Source organism: Enterobacter hormaechei subsp. xiangfangensis (assembly GCF_001729785.1).
GTDB lineage: Bacteria > Pseudomonadota > Gammaproteobacteria > Enterobacterales > Enterobacteriaceae > Enterobacter > Enterobacter hormaechei_C.
Genome location: NZ_CP017183.1, coordinates 33,976 through 52,862, shown reverse-complemented (window position 1 = coordinate 52,862; position 18,887 = coordinate 33,976). Strand labels below are relative to the sequence as shown.

The window sequence follows — 18,887 nt, the reverse complement described above, 5'->3', positions numbered from 1 at the left end:
GCCGGGTGGCGCTGCGCTTACCCGGCCTACATTACACGTTTAACGCTTCCGCACATCTGGAATAATTAAATCCCCGCGCAGCACGTAGGACCCCAGCATCTGCGTTTTCTCTGTCAGCCAGCTCACGATACGCGCCGCCATGGCGTCCATGGAATACTCAATGGCCGGGATCACCGGGATACCCGGCAGATGCAGCGAACCGCCGAGGCTAAAGACCATGATGTCTTCCGGTACCGATTTATTAAACGCCTGTAACTGCGGGATCACCCGCTGGGCTTCCTGCTCATCCGCCACCAGCAGCGCGTTGAAGTTCAGCGTGGACGCGTTGTTGAGTAATTCCTGAAGCGCAACGGACGATGAAGTTGCGTCCATATACACGAGGTTGCGATTAAAGGGCAGGAAGTTTTTCTCCAGCGCATGTTTGTAACCCAACAGCACCTGATCGGCAAAGCCGCTGCCGTGCGGGTGGATGAGCGCTATCTGGCGACGCCCCTGGCTGGTGAGATAGTTGCAGGCCGTTTCAGCCGCGAACGCGTGATCGAACTGAATGCTGTTGGCGTTATCGGCTTCCATACAGTCGACCAGAATCACGTTGTCCATGTCCACGTCCAGCGGGAAACGCGCGCCAATCACCAGAATGTCATCACATAAGCCGCAGGAGAGTTCTTCAAGGGCGTTCATCACTTCTGTTTTCGTGTGTGCGAAACGCAGCAGCAGATGTTTTTGATGCTGGCTGAGGTGTTTTTCCAGCGCGTACAGGTAACCGGTGGTCTGGTTAATGTTTTCCTGCGCGCAAATCACCCCAATGCAGCCCGTCGACTGGCTGAGCAGCGACTGGGCGATCACATTGGGACGATAGTTCAGCTCGTCCACCGCTTTCAGAACAGCCTGGCGGCTGGCTTCTTTAACGCCACGCGACCCGCTCAACACCCGTGATACCGTGGCTTTGGACACCCCGGCCAGACGCGATACATCGTTGATTGTAGACATCTCTCTCCCCTGTCAGACGCAACTGGCGTCTGTAATTTCCATCACCGCTACGGCTCACATTATAGCCAGAACGGAGTATATCCGTTTCCGTTTTCCATGGAAACCGATTTTCCGTTTCCACTCAATTTGATGCCAAAACAGCCAAATTATGTGACCCACATCCGGTTAATTAGCCTCATAAGTAATGGATCTTGATGGTTGTCACACTTCTGTCTTTTATAAATGGAAACCGGTTTCCGTATCATGTCCAATCATCCTCGCAATAACTTTTTACATTTTGAGGATGGTTGTCGATGTTCAAGATTATGCTGTGCTGCTCTGCCGGGATGTCCACCAGCCTGCTGGTCAGCAAAATGATCGATGTAGCAAAAGAACGGGGCTTACCCGTGAAGATAGATGCGTATGGCGTATCCGAATTTGATACGCAGTTTCCGCACTATCAGGTGGTGCTTCTCGGACCGCAAGTGAAATACATGTTAAAGACACTCTCAGACAAGGCAGCGACGCAAGGCATTCCGGTGCAGCCCATCGACATGATGGATTACGGCATGCAGCGTGGCGATAAAGTACTGGACTATGCTCTGTCGCTTATCGAAGCGGCACACTAAAAGGTGTTCACATGAGTTCGTTATATCAATCTATGGTCGCGGTCATTGAGCAATCAATTACCCCGCTGGCCGCGAAGCTGGGTCAGCAAAAGTATGTGATTGCCATCCGCGACGGCTTTACCGCCGCGCTGCCGTTTATGATCATCGGCTCGTTTATGCTGGTGTTTATCTTCCCGCCGTTTTCGGCGGATACCACCAACAGCTTCGCCCGCGGCTGGCTGGATTTCTCCGAGACCTACCGCGAACAGCTGATGCTGCCCTTTAACCTCAGCATGGGCGTGATGACCTTCTTCATCTCGGTGGGGATTGGGGCGAGCCTGGGGCGTCAGTTTAACCTCGATCCGGTGATGTCCGGCCTGCTGGCCTTTATGGCCTTCCTGCTGGTCGCAGCACCCTATGCCGATGGCAAAATTTCGACCCAGTATCTCTCCGGCCAGGGGATCTTCACTGCGCTTATCACCGCGATCTACTCCACCCGCGTGTACGCGTGGCTGAAGCAGAACAACGTCACCATCCGCCTGCCGAAAGAGGTGCCGACCGGCGTGGCGCGTTCGTTTGAGATCCTGATCCCGGTGATGGTGGTGATCGGGACGCTGCACCCGCTGAACCTGTTCATTGAAGCGCAGACCGGCATGATTATCCCGCAGGCGATCATGCACCTGCTGGAGCCGCTGGTCTCGGCGTCTGACTCCCTGCCCGCGATTCTGCTCTCCGTGCTGCTGTGCCAGATCTTCTGGTTCGCGGGTATCCACGGGTCGCTGATTGTCACCGGCATCATGAACCCGTTCTGGATGGCGAACCTCTCTGCAAACCAGGCGGCACTGGCGGCGGGCGCGGCGCTGCCGCACGTTTATCTGCAAGGTTTCTGGGATCACTACCTGCTGATTGGCGGCGTAGGCTCGACCCTGCCGCTGGCGTTCCTCCTGCTGCGTAGCCGCGTTACCCATCTGCGCACCATCGGCAAAATGGGCGTTGTGCCAAGCTTCTTTAACATCAACGAACCGATTCTGTTCGGCGCGCCGATCATCATGAACCCGATGCTGTTTATCCCGTTCGTGTTCGTTCCGCTGGTCAACGCCTGCCTGGCGTACGGCGCAACTAAACTCGGCTGGCTGGCTCAGGTGGTTTCGTTGACCCCGTGGACCACGCCCGCGCCGATTGGCGCCTCGTGGGCGGCGAACTGGGCGCTGAGCCCGGTGGTGATGTGCCTCGTCTGCATGGTGATGTCGGCGCTGATGTACCTGCCGTTCCTGCGCGCCTATGAGCGTACGCTGATTAAAAACGAAGAGCAGAAAGCCCAGGCTGCAACCGTGGGTGCCGCTGAAGCCACAAGCAATTAAGTCAAAGAGGAAGGGTCATGAAATACGCATTTCCCGATAACTTCTGGTGGGGCAGCGCAAGCTCCGCTCTCCAGACGGAAGGGACACGAGAGGGTGAAACCACGTGGGACTACTGGTTTGCCCGCGAGCCGAACCGTTTTCACAACGGCGTGGGGCCGCAGCACACCTCCACGTTTTATCAGCACTGGAAAACGGACATTCAGCTGTTAAAACAGCTGAACCACAACAGCTTTCGTACCTCGATTAGCTGGGCGCGCCTGATCCCCGACGGCATCGGTGAAGTGAACCCGGACGCGGTCGATTTTTACAATCAGGTTATTGATGAGCTGAATGAACAGGGCATCACGCCGTTTATCACCCTGTTCCATTTCGACATGCCGATGGCGATGCAGGAAATTGGCGGCTGGGAAAACCGTGACGTAGTGGACGCTTACGCCCGCTATGCGCAGATATGCTTCGAGCTGTTCGGGGACCGCGTGCTGCACTGGTTTACCTTCAACGAGCCGATTGTTCCGGTGGAAGGCGGTTATCTGTACGACTTCCACTATCCGAACGTGGTGGATTTTCGTCGGGCGGCCACCGTGGCGTATCACACGGTGCTGGCCCATGCGAAGGCGGTTCAGGCCTACCGCGCCGGGCACTACGCGGGTGAGATCGGCATCGTGCTGAACCTGACGCCGTCTTACCCGCGCTCCCGGAACCCGGCAGACGTGAAGGCAGCGCACATTGCGGATTTAATGTTTAACCGTAGCTTCCTCGACCCGGTGCTGCGCGGGGAGTATCCGGCCGACCTGGTGGCATTGCTGAAATCTTACGATCAGCTGCCCGCCTGCAAGCCGGAAGACGGCTTCCTGATTGCGGAAGGGAAAATCGACCTGCTCGGCATTAACTACTATCAGCCGCGTCGCGTGAAGTGTCGCGACAGCGCGGTGAACCCGCAGGCGCCGTTTATGCCGGAGTGGTTCTTTGATAATTACGAGATGCCGGGCCGCAAGATGAATCCGTACCGCGGCTGGGAAATCTACGCGCCGGGTATTTACGATATTCTGGTTAACCTGCGCGACCATTACGGCAACCCCCGCTGCTTTATTTCGGAAAACGGCATGGGTGTCGAAAATGAGCAGCGCTTTATTGAAAACGGCCAGATTAACGATCAATACCGCATTGATTTTATTTCTGAGCATTTATCGTGGCTGCACAAAGGTATTAGCGAAGGCTGCAATTGCCTTGGCTACCATATGTGGACGTTTATTGATAACTGGTCGTGGTGTAATGCGTATAAAAACCGCTACGGTTTTATTCAGCTCGATGTAGAGACGCAGCAGCGCACCATTAAAAAAAGCGGAGAGTGGTTTGCCGCCACCGCCTTAAATAATAGTTTTGATAAAGAGTAAAGATAATGATCGCACTAGAAGAAGCCGTAATGGAAATTATCGTCAACGCCGGGCAGTCCCGCAGCCTGTGCTTTGAAGCCCTGCACGCGGCGCGCCAGGGCAACCTTGACGAGGCCAAAAGCCTGCTGCGCGAAGCCGACGGCTACGCGCGCCAGGCGCACAAGATGCAGACCAAACTGATTGAGCAGGACGCGGGCGAAGCCCGCCAGCCGATGACATTAATTATGGTGCACGCGCAGGATCATTTAATGAATTCGCTATTAGCGCGTGAATTATCTGAAGAGATTATTCATTTATATCAGAGATAGTCTATGGCGAAATAATTTAATGTAATACCTCTGTACCTAAAACTAGAAATCCACTTGTTCTGATGATAGCGACATATTCTGTCAGATCGGAGCGGGATGGTTATTGTCTGAATAAAATTAAACTATATTGAGATAACCATGAATACGATTAAAAAACTTCCATTAACCATGGCGGTTATCGCCGCGCTTTGCCCAATTTCCGTCCTCGCTCAGGAATTCACGCAGGAGCAAATCGACGCCATTGTGGCGAAAGCGGTGGATAAAGCCCTGGCCGAGCGTCAGGCTAAAATGGATGCGGCGGTCGCGAAAAAAGCGGACGTGGTGACCGAGCCGCAGAGCGCGGCGCAATCTCCGGATATGGCGATTCCGTTCGGGGTTAAATTTACCGGCTACGCCCGCTACGGCGCGCACTTCCAGGCTGCCGATCAGAAATACGTGGCGGTGGACGGCTCCTACAACGGCGCGTCCGCCATTGGTCGTCTGGGTAACGAAGGCAACGGTGGCGAGTTCCAGCTCTCTAAAGCCTTCAAGGGCGAAAACGGCGCCATCTGGGACATCAACGTGATGATCGACCACTGGGGCGACGAAGTTAACCTCAAGAAAGCCTACGCCGGCGTGACCAACATTATGGCCTCCAACCCGAACGCCTACTTCTGGGCGGGTCGCGACTTCCACCAGCGTCCGCAGCAGGGCATCAACGATTACTTCTGGATGAACCACGACGGTCAGGGCGCCGGGGTGAAGAACTTCGATATCGGCGGCGTGCAGTTTGACGTCGCTGCCGTGGCGGCAGTGGAATCCTGTAGCCCGGAAGTGATGGAAGACGAAGCGAACCCGTCACGCATCACCTGTACCGGCGGGTCCGGCACGGGCGACAAAGGTAACTACGCGGCCACCTCTAAAATCCACGGCATGAAGCTCGGTCCGCTGGATCTGGAGCTGTACGCCAACTACGGCTTTGATTCAAAAGCGGTAGAGAGCGACGAGCGTCTTAACGCCTGGCAGGGCGGCGTGGTGCTGAGCCACACCAACGACAGCGGCGTGAACAAGGTGATCGCCCGCTACTCCGATAATTCGGACAACAGCGTGTTCAATAAAACCGAAGACCTGACCACGGTCTACGCCAGCTTCGAAGGGCTGTACAAATTCACCCAGGCGACGCAGGTGGAGTACATCCTCGCCTTCCACGATTACGACAATAGCCGCGATAAGACCGACAACCGCAAGAACTACAATGCCATCGTGCGCCCGATGCACTGGTGGAACGACGTTCACTCCACCTGGCTGGAAGCGGGCTGGCAGCACGTGGATTACGACAACGGCGGCGACAACAAGGGCTGGAAGCTGACCCTGTCGCAGAACATGTCTATCGCCATGGGGCCGGAGTTCCGCCCGATGCTGCGCTTCTACGTGACCGGCGGCAAGGTGGATAACGAACGCACCGCGCGCGTGAACAACACCAAAGATGAGACGCTGGACGACTTCAACGTCGGCGCGATGTGGGAGGCGTGGTTCTAAAGTAAAAGCAAAACGGCAACGAAAGTTGCCGTTTTTAGTGTTCGCTCCCTCTCCCCGTGGGAGAGGGCCGGGGTGAGGGCATCAGGCCGCACACAACCATGCTATGCTGTTGACCGAATTAACGACAACATAACAGGGGAGAACATGGGTTCCACACGCAAAGGGATGCTCAACGTCCTGATCGCCGCCGTTTTATGGGGCAGTTCCGGGGTTTGCGCGCAGTACATCATGGAGAAAAGCCACATTTCTTCGCCTTACCTGACCATGGTTCGTCTGCTGTTTACCGGCGTGATCCTGTTGACGCTCTCCTTCGTTCACGGCGACAAGATTTTCTCGGTCATCAAAAACCGCAAAGACGCCCTCAGCCTGCTGTTTTTCTCGCTGGTTGGCGCGCTCACCGTGCAGCTCACCTTCCTGCTGACGATTGAAAAATCCAACGCTGCGACGGCCACCGTGCTCCAGTTTCTGTCGCCGACCATTATCGTGGCATGGTTTGCGCTGGCGCGGAAAACGCGTCCCGGCATATTTGTCTTATCCGCGATTTTCACGTCGCTTGTGGGTACCTTCCTGCTGGTCACCCACGGCGACCCGACGTCGCTCTCCATCTCGCCTGCCGCGCTGTTCTTCGGTATCGCCTCAGCGTTTGCTGCGGCGTTTTACACCACCTATCCATCGACGCTGATTGCCCGCTACGGCACGCTGCCGATTGTCGGCTGGAGTATGTTGATTGCGGGATTAATGCTGACGCCGTTCTACGCCGGACGCGGCACCACCTTCGTGATCGACGGCGGCCTGCTGCTGGCGTTTTTCTACCTGGTGGTGATTGGCACCGCGCTGACGTTCAGCCTGTATCTGAAAGGCGCACAGATGATCGGCGGGCCGAAAGCGAGCATTCTGAGCTGCGCCGAACCGCTGAGCAGCGCGCTGCTGTCGGTGGTGTTGCTGGGGGTGGCATTCACCCTGCCGGACTGGCTGGGGACGCTGTTGATTGTGTCGTCGGTGGTGTTGATTTCGATGGATTCACGCAGAAGGGTTAAGGCATCGGCGTAGCCTGATGCCCTCACCCCAACCCTCTCCCACGGGAGAGGGAGAAAAGCACTACTTCGCCTTAACCTTCCCCGCCACCAGCAGCGCCGTCAGCAGCATCAGCGTGCCGGAAATCACCAGCGGTGACGTCAGCCCCAGATGGTCGAGCGCTACGCCGCCCACCGCCGCGCCGCAGGTGTTCGCCAGCTGGATCACCGCTACCTGAATCGACCCGGCTTTTTCCGCCTGATCGGCAAGCGAGCGGGTGATCCACGTCGACCAGCCCACCGGCACCAGCGCAAAGGCAAAGCCCCAGATAATCGCGATCGCCGAAGCCACCCACTTATCGCTACCCCACAACACCAGCACCGCGGCGCTGATCGCCAGCACCAGCGGGGCACCCGCCAGCGCCACCTTCAGGGAGCGCTTCAGGAACTGAGACGACAGTGAGGTGCCGACAAAGCTGGCGATACCGAAGCTCAGGAGCACCAGCGTCAGGCCGTCCACGTCAAAGCCCGCCATGGTCATATACACCGGGCGAATATAGGTAAAGAAGGCAAACTGCCCGGCAAAGGCCATGAAGATGGCGGTCATCCCCGCCAGCACGCCCGGACGTTTCAGCAGCGCGAACATGTTCTGTTTGTGGTGCGCCGCCTCACCCGGCAGGGACGGCAGCGCCTTCCACACCCAGATAATGCACAGCACGCCCATCACTGCCGCCGCGTTAAAGACGTTACGCCAGCCAATAATCCCGCCGAGGAAGCTGCCCAGCGGCGCGGCAATCACCAGCGCGATAGAGACCGCACCGAAGATAACGGAAAGCGCTTTTGGCACCGTCCGCGCGGGCACCAGGCGCATGGTCAGCGAGGCGGACATCGCCCAGAAGCCGCCTAATCCCAGCCCCAGGCAGGCACGGCCGAGCAGCAGCAGGGTGAAGCTTTCAGCGAAAGAGACCAGCAGGCAGGAGAGCGTCAGCAGCATGCTGAACAGAATAACCACCTTGCGACGGTCGATGGTGCCGATCGCCTGAGTGATAAACAGGCTGGCGAACATCGCCACAAACGCGGTGACGGTAACGGACTGCCCCGCCACGCCCTCGGAAATGCCCAGATCCTGCGCCATCGGCGTCAGCAGGCTCACCGGTAGAAACTCAACGGTAATCAGGCAGGCGACGCAGAACGCCACGGAGAAAACCGCCGACCAGTTGGGGCGCGACACCTCTTTGGTCTGCGGTCTGGTTGTGGGCTGGATATGTTCTGTCATGGCATCACCTGAAGATAAAAACGTGCGGAAAAGTCGCGCAGTTTATCATCAAAAGTGTGACGAATTTAACGTTTCGACAACTTTTCTTGCATCGCTGCATTCGCCAGCCCAACGATCCACTCCTGGTGCCCGTTGATCATCGGATTCGGCACGGTGCGAGCAAGTTCCTGTGCAGGAACGCCTTTCTGCGACTCCTGAGTCAGAATACGGACGCGGTTTCCCGGCAAGTCTTCAAACAGCCAGGCGTGGATCACATCCAGACGCGAGCTGGCATCGCCCTCCACCCAGCCGTGCCAGGCGATCCGTGCGGCTTCGCCGTCAACGGGCAGAACATACTCCGTGACCTGCGCCTCAACCGGGAAGCCAAAGGTCGTAAAGCGGAAGCGGGCGTTGGCGCTCAGTTCCGGACCGCTGCCGTCGTGAAAACGAATATCTTCGGCGTTGCTGTAGTAGTTCGGCCACAGGGTAGTGTCGTTAAGCTGCGCCCAAATCTCTTTTGCGCTCAGCCCGGCGACGATGATTTCGTTGGATGCAAAGTTATCGGTTGTGCCTGGCAGGTAGTCGTTTGGCCAGATAATGGCGGATTGTTTCATGGTTCACCTCATCAGCGAGTGGATGAAGTGATGGTGCGCCTGCGGCAGATATAAATCTAATGACGATGCTTTATACTCTTCATCACGTTTCGTGATATCAGTGCAGATAAAACACGCCCTCTTCCGGGAGGAAAAGCTGGTTATAGCGCAGCTGGAAGGCGTCAAGCTCCTGCGGATCGGGCTCTATCTCGCGCATGAAGCCGAGCGCGAGGCGGATTTGCGCATCGGTGATCGGTGCGGCCAGGCGGGCTTTACGCAGCATGCGGTGCCAGGTATGCAGATTCTCTTCGCTCCCGTCGACGATGCAGACCTGCCAGATAAGCAGGACCTGGGCGGCGTTTTGCAGGTGCGCTTCGTCTGGGCGCTCAAGGTAGCGGATAAACTCATTGCCCGGCGTTTTACCGAACTGGTCGATCATCGATTCTACCGGCATCGGGGTGATACCCAGCCGTTCGCTCAAGCGTTTGATGGCGCGGCGGGAATCCGAGGTCAGGACACGAAACCCAACTACAAACACCACGGCAAGCGTTGCCAGCATTATCCAGACCATGCGTTCTCCTTAGACTAGCCGCCCATCATAGCGGGAAACGCAACGCGTCGACAGCGGGCAGCGCCATAATAGTGAACGGAAAAGAGGTAGCAAAACATCATGAAAGCGGATCTGCGCACGCTGGATCTAAACCTGCTGAAAACGCTTGACGCTCTGCTGGATGAACGCAGCGTCACCCGCGCGGCGGCGCGTCTTGCTCTGACCCAGCCCGCCGTGAGCGGCATGCTCAACCGCCTGCGGGACTACTTCGACGATCCGCTCTTTATCCGCGCCCCGCACGGCATGGTGCCAACCACGCGCGCGGAAGCGCTGGCCGCTCCGGTGAAGCGCATTCTCGCGGATATCGACGTGCTGCTTCAGCCCGTTGCCTTTGACCCAAATACCGCTCGCCTCACCTTCACTCTTGCCGCTACGGATTATGCACTTCGGGCGGTTGTTGTGCCGTTTATCGCCGCCCTTAAAACACAGGCGCCTGGCATACGCGTGCGCGTGGTGCCCGTTACCCCCGGTAGCCTTGTCAGCCAGCTTGAGCAGGGCGCTATTGACGTAGCGCTTATCACCCCCCACACCACGCCCGATGAGCTTCACAGCCGTGCGCTTTATGATGAACGGTACGTATGCATGATGCGCGCCGATCATCCAAACGCCGGAGAGCCAATGACGTTAGACCGATTTTGCGCCCTTGAGCATGTGCTGATCTCTTACGAGGGAGACGGCTTTCGCGGGGTAACCGATAGCGCGCTGGAGAAAATTGGCCGGACGCGGCACGTGGGGCTCTCGGTGAGCCACTTTTTGGTTCTGCCGGACGTGCTGGCCCTCAGCGATATGATTGCCGTCGTGCCGTCACGCATCGCGGAAAATCAGACGGGGATGTTCATCTGCGAGACGCCAGTTCCAGTGCCAGGCTTTACCAAGAGCATGGCCTGGCACGGCAGAACGCACCGCAATCCCGCGCAGGCGTGGCTGCGCGGGCTGTTGCTGCAAACCAGTCAGCGGGCCTGAAGCCCCTTAAGCAGCGCCTCGTGGAAGCGCTCAGGATCCTGCATCTGCGGCGCGTGGCCCATGTCGTTAAATTCCACCAGCGTAGCGTGCGGGATGCGCTTCGCCGTCTCCTTTCCCAGCACCGCATAGTTGCCGAGCGTTTTGCGGATCTCAGGCGGGGCGAGATCTTTCCCGATGGCGGTGTTGTCCTTCGTGCCGATCATCAATAATACCGGCATCTTCAGCTCGTTAAATTCATAGACGACCGGCTGGGTATAAATCATGTCGTAGAGCAGCACCGAGTTCCACGCCACGCGCGCTTTGCCTGGCCCGTTGTTTAACCCGGCAAGCATGGTGACCCAGCGCTCGTACTCCGGCTTCCACTCCCCGGCGTAGTAGGTGTTTTTCTCGTACTGACGAATGCCGTCGGCACTGACCTTCAGCTCACGCTGGTACCACTGGTCGACCGTAATATGCGGCACGCCGCGCGCTTTCCAGTCTTCAAGCCCTATTGGGTTCACCATCACCAGCTGTTCCACCTGCTGCGGCCACATCAGCGCGTAGCGGGTCGCCAGCATGCCGCCGGTCGAATGGCCGATGACCGTGACGCGATCGACGCCCAGCGTTTTCAGCAGCGCGTGGGTGTTATCCGCCAGCTGCTGGAAGGTGTACTGATAATGCTCCGGCTTGGTGGATTTGCAGAAGCCGATCTGGTCGGGTGCGATCACGCGATACCCGCTGGCTGAAAGCGCGCGGATCGTGCCGTCCCAGGTACCGGCGCAGAAGTTTTTGCCGTGCATCAGCACCACGGTGCGGCCGTTGGGTTTTTCCGGCTTCACGTCCAGGTAAGCCATATCCAGAGGCTGGTTCTGCGAGGTAAAGGTAAAGTGTTTTACCGGCCAGCCGTAGTCAAAACCTTCCAGCTTCTCGCCGTAGGTAGGTGCATTCGCGGCCATTGCGGGGGAGGCCAGCGCCATCAGCAGCGCCAGGCAGGACAATCGTCGGGTTAACATGCAAGCTCTCCGTTAGCAAAAGGGGCTAAGGCTGCACGAAAGGCGGCAGCAAAAACACTGTAGAGCATGGAGAAGGGTGAGTGTGTAAAGCGGGGTAAAGGTGTGGCGTGCAAATAAAAAAGCCCGGCATCACACACCGGGCAAAGAAGTTACCTGCACACTCAGGCTACTTTTAATTTCTGCGCACGATTCTCACGGCGAATTTTACGTTCTTCCAGCACCGCGACCATCGCCATCAGGACGATACAGCCGATCGCTGCCGCATCCAGCGCCGCGAAGGTGCCCGCCCAGCCGGTGAGGCCGAAAATCGGCGTGCCGTCGGCGATCATCCCCAGGCCCAGCTTGGCGAAGCTGTCGCCGATCAGGTAGGCGAAGGTGCCTTTAATCCCATCGGCGGCGCCGATCGCTTTTTTCGGCACGAACCCTACGGCCGCCACGCCAATCAGCAGCTGAGGGCCAAACACCAGGAAGCCGAGCGCGAACAGGGACGCCAGATAAACGTACTGGTTGCTGGCGTGCTGGTAAACGCCGAGCGTGGCGATAATCAGCGCCAGCGCGATGCAGGCCACCAGCGCGCGACGGCCGTTGGCGAGGTCGGAGAGCCAGCCCCACAGCAGCGTGCCGACCAGCGCGCCCACTTCGAACAGGGTGAAGCCCTGAATCGCCACCTCTTTAGAAAGCTTCAGCTCCTGGAAAGCATACACGGTTGACCACTGGTCAATGCCGATACGCACCACGTAGAGGAAGATGTTTGAGAAGCAGAGCAGCCAAATCACTTTGTTTTTCAGCACGTACTCAACAAAGATCTGCCATTTGGTCATCTCGTTCTCTTCGGTCTCTTTGTCCTCTTCGCTGATCTCCTCGCCGAACAGCTCTTCGGCTTTGCCGAGGCCGTATGATTCCGGGGAGTCGCTGCCGTAGCGAAGGCCGATAAAGCCGACGATCAGGGCGATAATCGACGGGAAGATAAACATGCCGATCACATGGCCGTCGAACAGGTAGTTTGCGCCAAACAGCGCCACGCCAGCCGCGCCCGCTCCGCCGAGGTTGTGGGAGATGTTCCACATGCCGAGGTAGGAACCACGCTTGCGGCGTGGGGTCCATTTGGTAATGGTGGAGTAGCTGCACGACCCGCCGGTACTCTGGAAAAAACCGCTCAGGGCGTAGAAGGCGATCATCAGGAACAGGCTGACGGAGCCCGCGCCCATGCTGGCGCTGAAGCCGAGCATACAGATAGCGGAGAGGATCAGCATAAACGGCAGGAACTGCTTGGTGTTTTTGCCGTCCGCGTAGTAGGACACAACCGTTTTCCCCACGCCGTAGGTGATGGAAAAGCCCAGGCCAATCATCCCCAGTTGGGTCATGCTCAGCCCGTAGGTCGAGATCATGTCGTTCTGCGCGATGTTAAAGTTTTTGCGGATCAGATACATGGTCAGGTAGCCGATGAAGACCACCAGATAAGACTGCATGAACGGTTTGAACCACATCTTGCGCCGCACGTCGAGCGGCAGATCCAGGGTCGGCTTGCGCACCTGGTTTAAGAAGGCCAGCATGGTTGGTTTACTCCTGAGCTGATTTTTGCAGCATTGTAAAAACCAGCCGGGAGAGATGCCTGAGACAGCGTCCAGGTAAAACCGGGAAAATTTCTTAGTTTTGCGCGTCTCGGCAGCAAAAGGTGAGGCGCGTCACGCTTCGCGCGGCGCCTGCGCGTGCAAAAACGGCAGTAAAAGCAGGGCGGAGATGCCCGCCGCGATGGCGATCACCGCGAAGAACCCGCTCCAGTGCCAGATGTCGATCACCCGCGCCAGCGGCCAGCCGGAGAGCGATGCGCCAAGATAGGCAAACAGCCCGACAAAGCCCGTCGCCGCGCCGGCCGCCTCTTTGTGGGAACACTCCGCCGCCGCCATGCCGATCAGCATCTGCGGGCCAAAGACGAAAAATCCGATGGTGAAGAAGCACGCCGCCTGCATCACGTAGCTGGCGAACGGCATCAACCATAGTGAGCCGACGGAGAGCAAGATCCCGGCGGCAAAAATCAGGTTCATCGGGCCGCGGTTGCCGTTGAACAGCTTGTCCGAGCCCCAGCCCGCCACCAGCGCGCCGATAAACCCGCCCAGTTCAAACATGGTCACCGCCGAGTTGGCGGTCACCAGATCCACGCCGAGCGTCTCGGACATGTACAGATTGCCCCAGTCGTTAATGGCCGCGCGCACCACGTAGACCAGCACGTAGCAGAGCGACAGCAGCCAGATGTAGGGGTTTTTCAGCACGTATTTGGTGAGGATCTCCTGGCGGGACAGCCCGGCCCCTTCCTGCTGCTGGGCGATCTCCATTTCGTCGTGCCGCCAGTCGCCCACCGGTGGAAGGCCGACGGTCTGCGGCCTGTCGCGCAGGCGCCAGCAGAGGAACAGCCCGGCGACAATCGCGAGGCCACCGGCTATCATCATCCCCGCGCGCCAGCCGTAGTGCAGCGCCGCGGCACCCACCACCATCGGGATCAGCGCCCCGCCGACGTTATGCGCGGTGTTCCATATCGCCCACCAGCCGCCACGCTCGTTGCGTGAGTACCAGGCGGTCAGCAGGCGGGCGCAGACCGGCGCGCCCCAGCCCTGGAAAAAGGCGTTCAGCGCCCACAGCAGGGCGAAGGCCCAGAGCGAGGTGGAGAAGCCAAACAGAATATTCACCACGCCGGTGGCGATCAGCCCGACGCCCATAAAATAACGCGCGTTGGAGCGATCGCTGACGATGCCGGAGAAGAACTTCGACAGGCCGTAGGTGATGTAAAACAGCGTCGCCAGCAGGCCGATATCGGTGCGGGTCATCACGCCGCTCGCGAGGATCTCAGGCGCGGCGGCGTTGAAGCTTTTGCGGGTAAAGTAGAACAGCGCGTAGCCGAGCCAGATGGTAATCAGGATATGGCGACGCCAGTAGCGGTAGCGGGAGTCGATTTCCGCTTTGTTGCTTAGCGGGGCGGCGCTGGCGGGGGTTTTAAACATGATGCGTCCTTAACGGCAAACTGACGCTGACGCGCGTCCCGTGGGTGCAGGAGAGGCTCAGCGTGCCGCCAAGCGCCTTTACGCGCTCGCGCATGCCCGCCAGGCCAAAGCCCTGCTGCCCGGAGCCCGGCGGCAGGCCGCAGCCGTCGTCTTCAATCACCAGCATCAGGCGCTCGTCCTGCTGCCAGCCCTGGATCGTGACCGCGCTGGCACTGGCATGTTTGACGATATTGTTCAGCCCCTCCTGACAGACACGGAACAGGGTTACGCGCTGGCCTTCGCTCAGCGCAGGTTCGCTAATGCGCCAGTCGAGATGGCTGACAATGCCGCGGCTTTCCAGCTCCATCTCGCGCATCAGAGAGCGTACCGCCTGCTCCAGGGAGAGATCGTCAAGCTGGCGCGGGCGCAGCCGCCCTAACAGGCGACGAACGGAATCATAGACGCCCAGCGAAAGCTGTTCGATATGCGCCCCGCCCTGCTTCACGCCCGCGTTTTCTGCCGCCAGGCGCTGAACAATGCCCGCCTGGGTACGGATGGCGGTGATGGTCTGGCCGATGTCGTCGTGCAGCTCGCGGGCAACCTCTTGCCGCACGCTCTCTTCCGTCTCCAGCAGACGCTCCGCCAGACGGCGGTTGCGCGCCAGCTCGTTTTGCAGGGACTGGTTCAGCTCGCGCAGGCGCTGTATGCCCGCGCCGAGCAGCAGCCCGGTCAGGCTCTGGGCCAGCAGGGAAAGCAGTAAATCTACCGGATGATCGTGCCAGGTCTGGCTGGCAATCAGCGCGATGGCGTTCATCAGCGTGGCGATCAATGCGCCCTGCCAGCCGTAGTGCCAGGCAAGGGCGATGATCGGCAGCGCCAGACAAAACGGCGTGAAGCGTGATAATTCAGCGGGGAGACCAAGCTGGAGCCACAGGCTCACCACAAACAGCAGCAGATACCAGATGAGATGCCGGGCACGCCAGTTCACCGGCTGGGAGACCAGCGCCGGGCCGAGCGGCTGCCAGACAGTGCTTGTAAGATAATGCCAGATCACAAGGCAGGTCGGGGCCAGCGTCAGGCCGCCGGTAAGGGTCAGCAGCAGGGCGTTAAGCACCTCCTTTTCACCCACCCACGGCAGAGACTGCAACAGCGCGGCGGCAATTAGCGCCGCCCCCTGACGCAGCAGCGTGCGCCAGTCGCGCTGGTGACGGTAGCGGGAAATCAGGGCGACCGGGATAAGCGTGAGCAGGCTTCCGGTTATCAATAACGGCAGATGCGCCAGCGCCACTTCCTGCGCCAGCCAGATCAGCATCAGCCACTCTGCGCCCAGCAGCACCGGCCAGTAGCCGCGCGGGCATTGCAGCATCAGCCCCAGACGCAGGCCAAAGGGGAACAGCAGCACCGCCAGCTCCGGGCGTTCCACCAGATGCAGGCTGATACTCCACAGGCAGAACCACGCGGCGGAGAAGATAAAAAAGCTGGCGACAACGGCGATCAGCCGCGAAAAAAGGGAGTTCATTGCCAGCTGTCAAACATACGGCGCGCCAGCTCGACATCGTTACTGACGTTGAGTTTTTCCATCAGGTTGGCGCGATGAACGTGAACGGTCTTTGGCGACAATCCCAGCTCTACGGCAATCTCTTTCACCGACATGCCCTGGGCAAGTTTCTCTGCCACCTGACGCTCGCGTCTGGTGAGTGGATCCTGCCGTCCCGCCGCCAGCTTGATGGCGATATCCGGCGTCAGGTAGCAGCCGCCGGTGGAGACGGTGCGCACGGCGGCGATCAGCTCATCCGGGCTACAGCGTTTTGAGAGGAACCCGCGCGCCCCCGCGTTGAGCGCCTGCTCGACCAGCGCCGGGCTGTCGTGGACCGAGAGCATAATGGTCGCCATTCCTTTCGGCAGCTGGCTTAACAGCTCAAGCCCGGAGAGATCCGGCATTGAGATATCGCAGATACAGACCTGCACCCCGCGCCCCGGCAGGCCCGCCAGCGCCTCGCGACCGGAGCCAAACTCGGCCACGACCTGGAAATCCGGTTCGAGGTTGAGAAGCTGGGCAAAGCCAGAGCGGACGATAAGGTGGTCGTCAATAAGGGCGATGGTGGTCATGTGTGTTCCTGCGGTCTGAAAAAGCCGGATGGCGCTGCGCTTATCCGGCCTACAAGAGCGAAAGACGCTTACCTTAAGCGATCTATTCGAAGAACACCGCAATTTTGTTAAACATGGTGGGATCGGACTGGTTGCGCGCCACGTTGGTGACGTCTTCCAGCTTGTCGATCTGCGCTATCATCTGCTCCAGACGCTGGTCGTCGTTGACCAGTAGCCAGATGCGGCTGTGCTCGCTGCCCTGAATCGGCAGGCAGAGAATGCCTTCCACGTTAAATGCCCGGCGGGCAAACAGCCCGCAGACGTGGGTCATGACGCCAGGGTGGTTGCGGACGGTGAGTTCCAGAATGACGTTATCATGTTGTTTCTGCATGGCTTATTCTCCCACCATCTCAGTATTTGCCGCACCCGGCGGCACCATCGGATACACTTTTTGTTCAGGGTCGATACGCACGTGGATCAACGCCGGGCCAGGGCGAGAAATCGCATCCTGCAACGCCGCGTGGGCATCTTCTTCGGCGTTCAGATCGCAGGTGTGCAGGCCAAAACCAGCGGCAATCTGCATGAAGTTGATCATCCCCGGATAGGTCGCCGCAAACACGCCCTGCTTATAGAACAGGCTCTGCTGCTGGTGTACCAGACCCAGCGCCTCGTTGTTCATCAGAATGATTTTGACGTCTAACTGGTTTTCGGCCGCCGTCGCCATCTCCTGAATATTCATCATCAGGCTGCCGTCACCGGAGAAGCAGATCACCTTACGGTCCGGGTTGGCGAGCGCCGCGCCAACCGCTGCTGGCAGGCCGAAGCCCATGGTGCCAAGGCCGCCGGAGGTCAGCCACTGGCGCGGGCGGTTCAGCGGATACGCCTGGGCAGTCCACATCTGATGCTGGCCGACGTCGGTGGTGATAATCGCGCTGTCATCCACGCAGGCGGCAACAGCGTTGATAAGACCATAGTGGCTCAGCGGGTCGCCCTCGGTTGGGATAGCGCCCGGGAACTCGCGTTGCAGATCGGCCACCAGCTGGCGCCAGTCGGCGCGGTCGGTTGCCACCGTCTGCGGGATCAGCTGCGCCAGCACCTCGGCCACGTCGCCCTGGATCGCCACGTGCGGCTGCTTGATTTTACCCAGCTCGGCGCGGTCGATATCCACGTGAATGATTTTGGCGTTCGGGCAGAACTGCTCGGTTTTGCCAATCGCCCGGTCATCAAAACGCGCCCCCATAACTATAAGCAAATCCGCCTCTTGCAGGATGTAATTGGTGCTGCGCGCGCCGTGCATGCCCAGCATCCCTAAAGACAATGGATGCGCTTTGGGCAGCATACCCAGCGCCATCAGGGTCATGGTGGTCGGCAGGTTGGCTTTTTCCGCAAACTGGCGGATTTCATCCGCTGCGTTGATCGCCCCGCCGCCCAGATACAGCACCGGGCGTTTGGCGGCGTTGATCATTGCCGCCGCATCGCGCACGCTCTCAGCGCTGAACTCCGGCGCGGGGGCACGCTCGCCCGGCTCCGGCAGAATGTCGATCTCGATCTCTGCGGTCTGGACATCCTTAGGAATGTCTATCCACACCGGGCCCGGGCGGCCAGACTGCGCGATGCGGAACGCATCGCTGATAACCTGAGGCAGCTCGCTGATATCGCGAACTAAATAGTTATGTTTGGTGATGGGGATAGAGATGCCGTAGGTATCGACTTCCTGGAACGCATCGGTGCCGATCATCGAGGACGGCACCTGGCCGGTAATGCAGATCAGCGGAATGGAGTCGAGACGCGCGTCGGCGATGGCGGTCACCAGGTTAGTGGCGCCCGGCCCGCTACAGGCCATACAGACCGCTGGTTTACCCTGGGTACGCGCCATGCCCTGGGCGATAAAGCCTGCGCCCTGCTCGTGGCGCGCCAGCACGTGGCGGATCTGTGTGCTTTGGCTTAACGCATCATACAGCGGCAGTACGGTCCCACCCGGGATGCCCGCAACGGTGGTGATGCCCTGTCGTTCCAGTAAATGAACAATCAGCTGCGCGCCTGTAAAACGCGTCTTGGTGGATGTTGTGCCCGAACTTGCCATGCTCCAGTCCTTTTCTTCTGAGCCAGCTTTACGCGTCGTAGTTCAGGTTGCAAATGCGTTGGCTGCGTTCCCTCACCCCAGTCACGTACCTATGTACGCTCCTGGGGATTCGCTCACTTGCCGCCTTCCTGCAACCCGAACTACTTAGCGTATCCGG

At 58.9% G+C, this 18,887-nt stretch carries 18 protein-coding genes; 7 read left to right on the top strand and 11 right to left on the bottom strand.

All coding sequences use genetic code 11. The features are described 5' to 3' along the window. Window positions 1-39 precede the first annotated feature (39 nt). Window positions 40-990 (bottom strand): LacI family DNA-binding transcriptional regulator, encoded by a 951-nt coding sequence (locus tag BFV63_RS00250; RefSeq protein WP_048241596.1) that lies wholly within the window; start codon window positions 988-990, stop codon window positions 40-42. Between the two features lie 293 nt (window positions 991-1,283). Between BFV63_RS00250 and BFV63_RS00245 the strand changes: the two genes are divergently transcribed. From BFV63_RS00245 to BFV63_RS00220, 6 genes are all read left to right on the top strand, one after another. Beyond that, window positions 1,284-1,598, top strand: a complete 315-nt coding sequence (locus BFV63_RS00245) for a PTS sugar transporter subunit IIB (RefSeq protein WP_003861034.1) — start codon at window positions 1,284-1,286, stop codon at window positions 1,596-1,598. Between the two features lie 11 nt (window positions 1,599-1,609). Continuing rightward, complete coding sequence (locus BFV63_RS00240) at window positions 1,610-2,938, top strand: PTS cellobiose transporter subunit IIC (RefSeq protein WP_003861036.1); 1,329 nt, start codon at window positions 1,610-1,612, stop codon at window positions 2,936-2,938. Window positions 2,939-2,955: 17 nt separating this feature from the next. Continuing rightward, window positions 2,956-4,332 (top strand): glycoside hydrolase family 1 protein, encoded by a 1,377-nt coding sequence (locus BFV63_RS00235; RefSeq protein ID WP_022650104.1) that lies wholly within the window; start codon window positions 2,956-2,958, stop codon window positions 4,330-4,332. 5 nt (window positions 4,333-4,337) lie between these two features. Continuing rightward, a complete protein-coding gene (locus BFV63_RS00230) occupies window positions 4,338-4,640 on the top strand; it encodes a PTS lactose/cellobiose transporter subunit IIA (RefSeq protein WP_014168006.1) in 303 nt (100 codons plus the stop codon). 138 nt (window positions 4,641-4,778) lie between these two features. Next, entirely contained in the window at window positions 4,779-6,158 is a 1,380-nt protein-coding gene (locus tag BFV63_RS00225) for a carbohydrate porin (protein WP_022650103.1), read from the top strand. Between the two features lie 144 nt (window positions 6,159-6,302). Beyond that, window positions 6,303-7,208 carry an EamA family transporter gene (locus tag BFV63_RS00220; RefSeq protein ID WP_023315096.1) on the top strand — a complete coding sequence of 302 codons (906 nt, stop codon included), beginning with the start codon at window positions 6,303-6,305 and terminating at the stop codon, window positions 7,206-7,208. Between the two features lie 48 nt (window positions 7,209-7,256). Here the strand turns inward: BFV63_RS00220 and nepI are convergent, their stop codons facing one another. The 3 genes from nepI to BFV63_RS00205 all read right to left on the bottom strand — a co-directional run bounded on the left by nepI (window position 7,257) and on the right by BFV63_RS00205 (window position 9,590). Beyond that, entirely contained in the window at window positions 7,257-8,447 is a 1,191-nt protein-coding gene (nepI, locus tag BFV63_RS00215) for a purine ribonucleoside efflux pump NepI (RefSeq protein ID WP_047653544.1), read from the bottom strand. 65 nt (window positions 8,448-8,512) lie between these two features. After that, a complete protein-coding gene (locus BFV63_RS00210) occupies window positions 8,513-9,040 on the bottom strand; it encodes an SRPBCC family protein (protein WP_023323930.1) in 528 nt (175 codons plus the stop codon). Window positions 9,041-9,137: 97 nt separating this feature from the next. Next, window positions 9,138-9,590 (bottom strand): DUF1198 domain-containing protein, encoded by a 453-nt coding sequence (locus BFV63_RS00205; protein ID WP_003861042.1) that lies wholly within the window; start codon window positions 9,588-9,590, stop codon window positions 9,138-9,140. Between the two features lie 99 nt (window positions 9,591-9,689). Between BFV63_RS00205 and BFV63_RS00200 the strand changes: the two genes are divergently transcribed. Then, the gene (locus BFV63_RS00200; protein ID WP_069597422.1) at window positions 9,690-10,592 is read left to right on the top strand and encodes a LysR family transcriptional regulator; all 903 of its coding nucleotides are present in this window, start codon (window positions 9,690-9,692) and stop codon (window positions 10,590-10,592) included. Here the strand turns inward: BFV63_RS00200 and BFV63_RS00195 are convergent. From BFV63_RS00195 to ilvB, 7 genes are all read right to left on the bottom strand, one after another. Then, entirely contained in the window at window positions 10,580-11,584 is a 1,005-nt protein-coding gene (locus BFV63_RS00195) for an alpha/beta fold hydrolase (protein WP_069597421.1), read from the bottom strand. The two genes, BFV63_RS00200 and BFV63_RS00195, sit on opposite strands and share 13 nt — an antisense overlap. A 161-nt stretch (window positions 11,585-11,745) precedes the next feature. Then, window positions 11,746-13,137 (bottom strand): hexose-6-phosphate:phosphate antiporter UhpT, encoded by a 1,392-nt coding sequence (gene uhpT / locus BFV63_RS00190; RefSeq protein ID WP_023315092.1) that lies wholly within the window; start codon window positions 13,135-13,137, stop codon window positions 11,746-11,748. A gap of 132 nt (window positions 13,138-13,269) precedes the next feature. Further along, window positions 13,270-14,580, bottom strand: a complete 1,311-nt coding sequence (uhpC, locus tag BFV63_RS00185) for an MFS transporter (RefSeq protein ID WP_003861050.1) — start codon at window positions 14,578-14,580, stop codon at window positions 13,270-13,272. Further along, window positions 14,573-16,078, bottom strand: coding sequence for a signal transduction histidine-protein kinase/phosphatase UhpB (uhpB, locus tag BFV63_RS00180; protein WP_048241598.1), 1,506 nt, complete (start codon window positions 16,076-16,078; stop codon window positions 14,573-14,575). The genes uhpC and uhpB overlap by 8 nt, the downstream gene beginning before the upstream one ends. Then, the gene (gene uhpA / locus BFV63_RS00175; RefSeq protein ID WP_003861054.1) at window positions 16,075-16,668 is read right to left on the bottom strand and encodes a response regulator transcription factor UhpA; all 594 of its coding nucleotides are present in this window, start codon (window positions 16,666-16,668) and stop codon (window positions 16,075-16,077) included. The genes uhpB and uhpA overlap by 4 nt, the downstream gene beginning before the upstream one ends. A gap of 82 nt (window positions 16,669-16,750) precedes the next feature. Next, the gene (gene ilvN, locus BFV63_RS00170; RefSeq protein ID WP_003861055.1) at window positions 16,751-17,038 is read right to left on the bottom strand and encodes an acetolactate synthase small subunit; all 288 of its coding nucleotides are present in this window, start codon (window positions 17,036-17,038) and stop codon (window positions 16,751-16,753) included. 3 nt (window positions 17,039-17,041) lie between these two features. Further along, window positions 17,042-18,730 (bottom strand): acetolactate synthase large subunit, encoded by a 1,689-nt coding sequence (gene ilvB / locus BFV63_RS00165; protein WP_003861056.1) that lies wholly within the window; start codon window positions 18,728-18,730, stop codon window positions 17,042-17,044. Window positions 18,731-18,887: the final 157 nt, after the last annotated feature.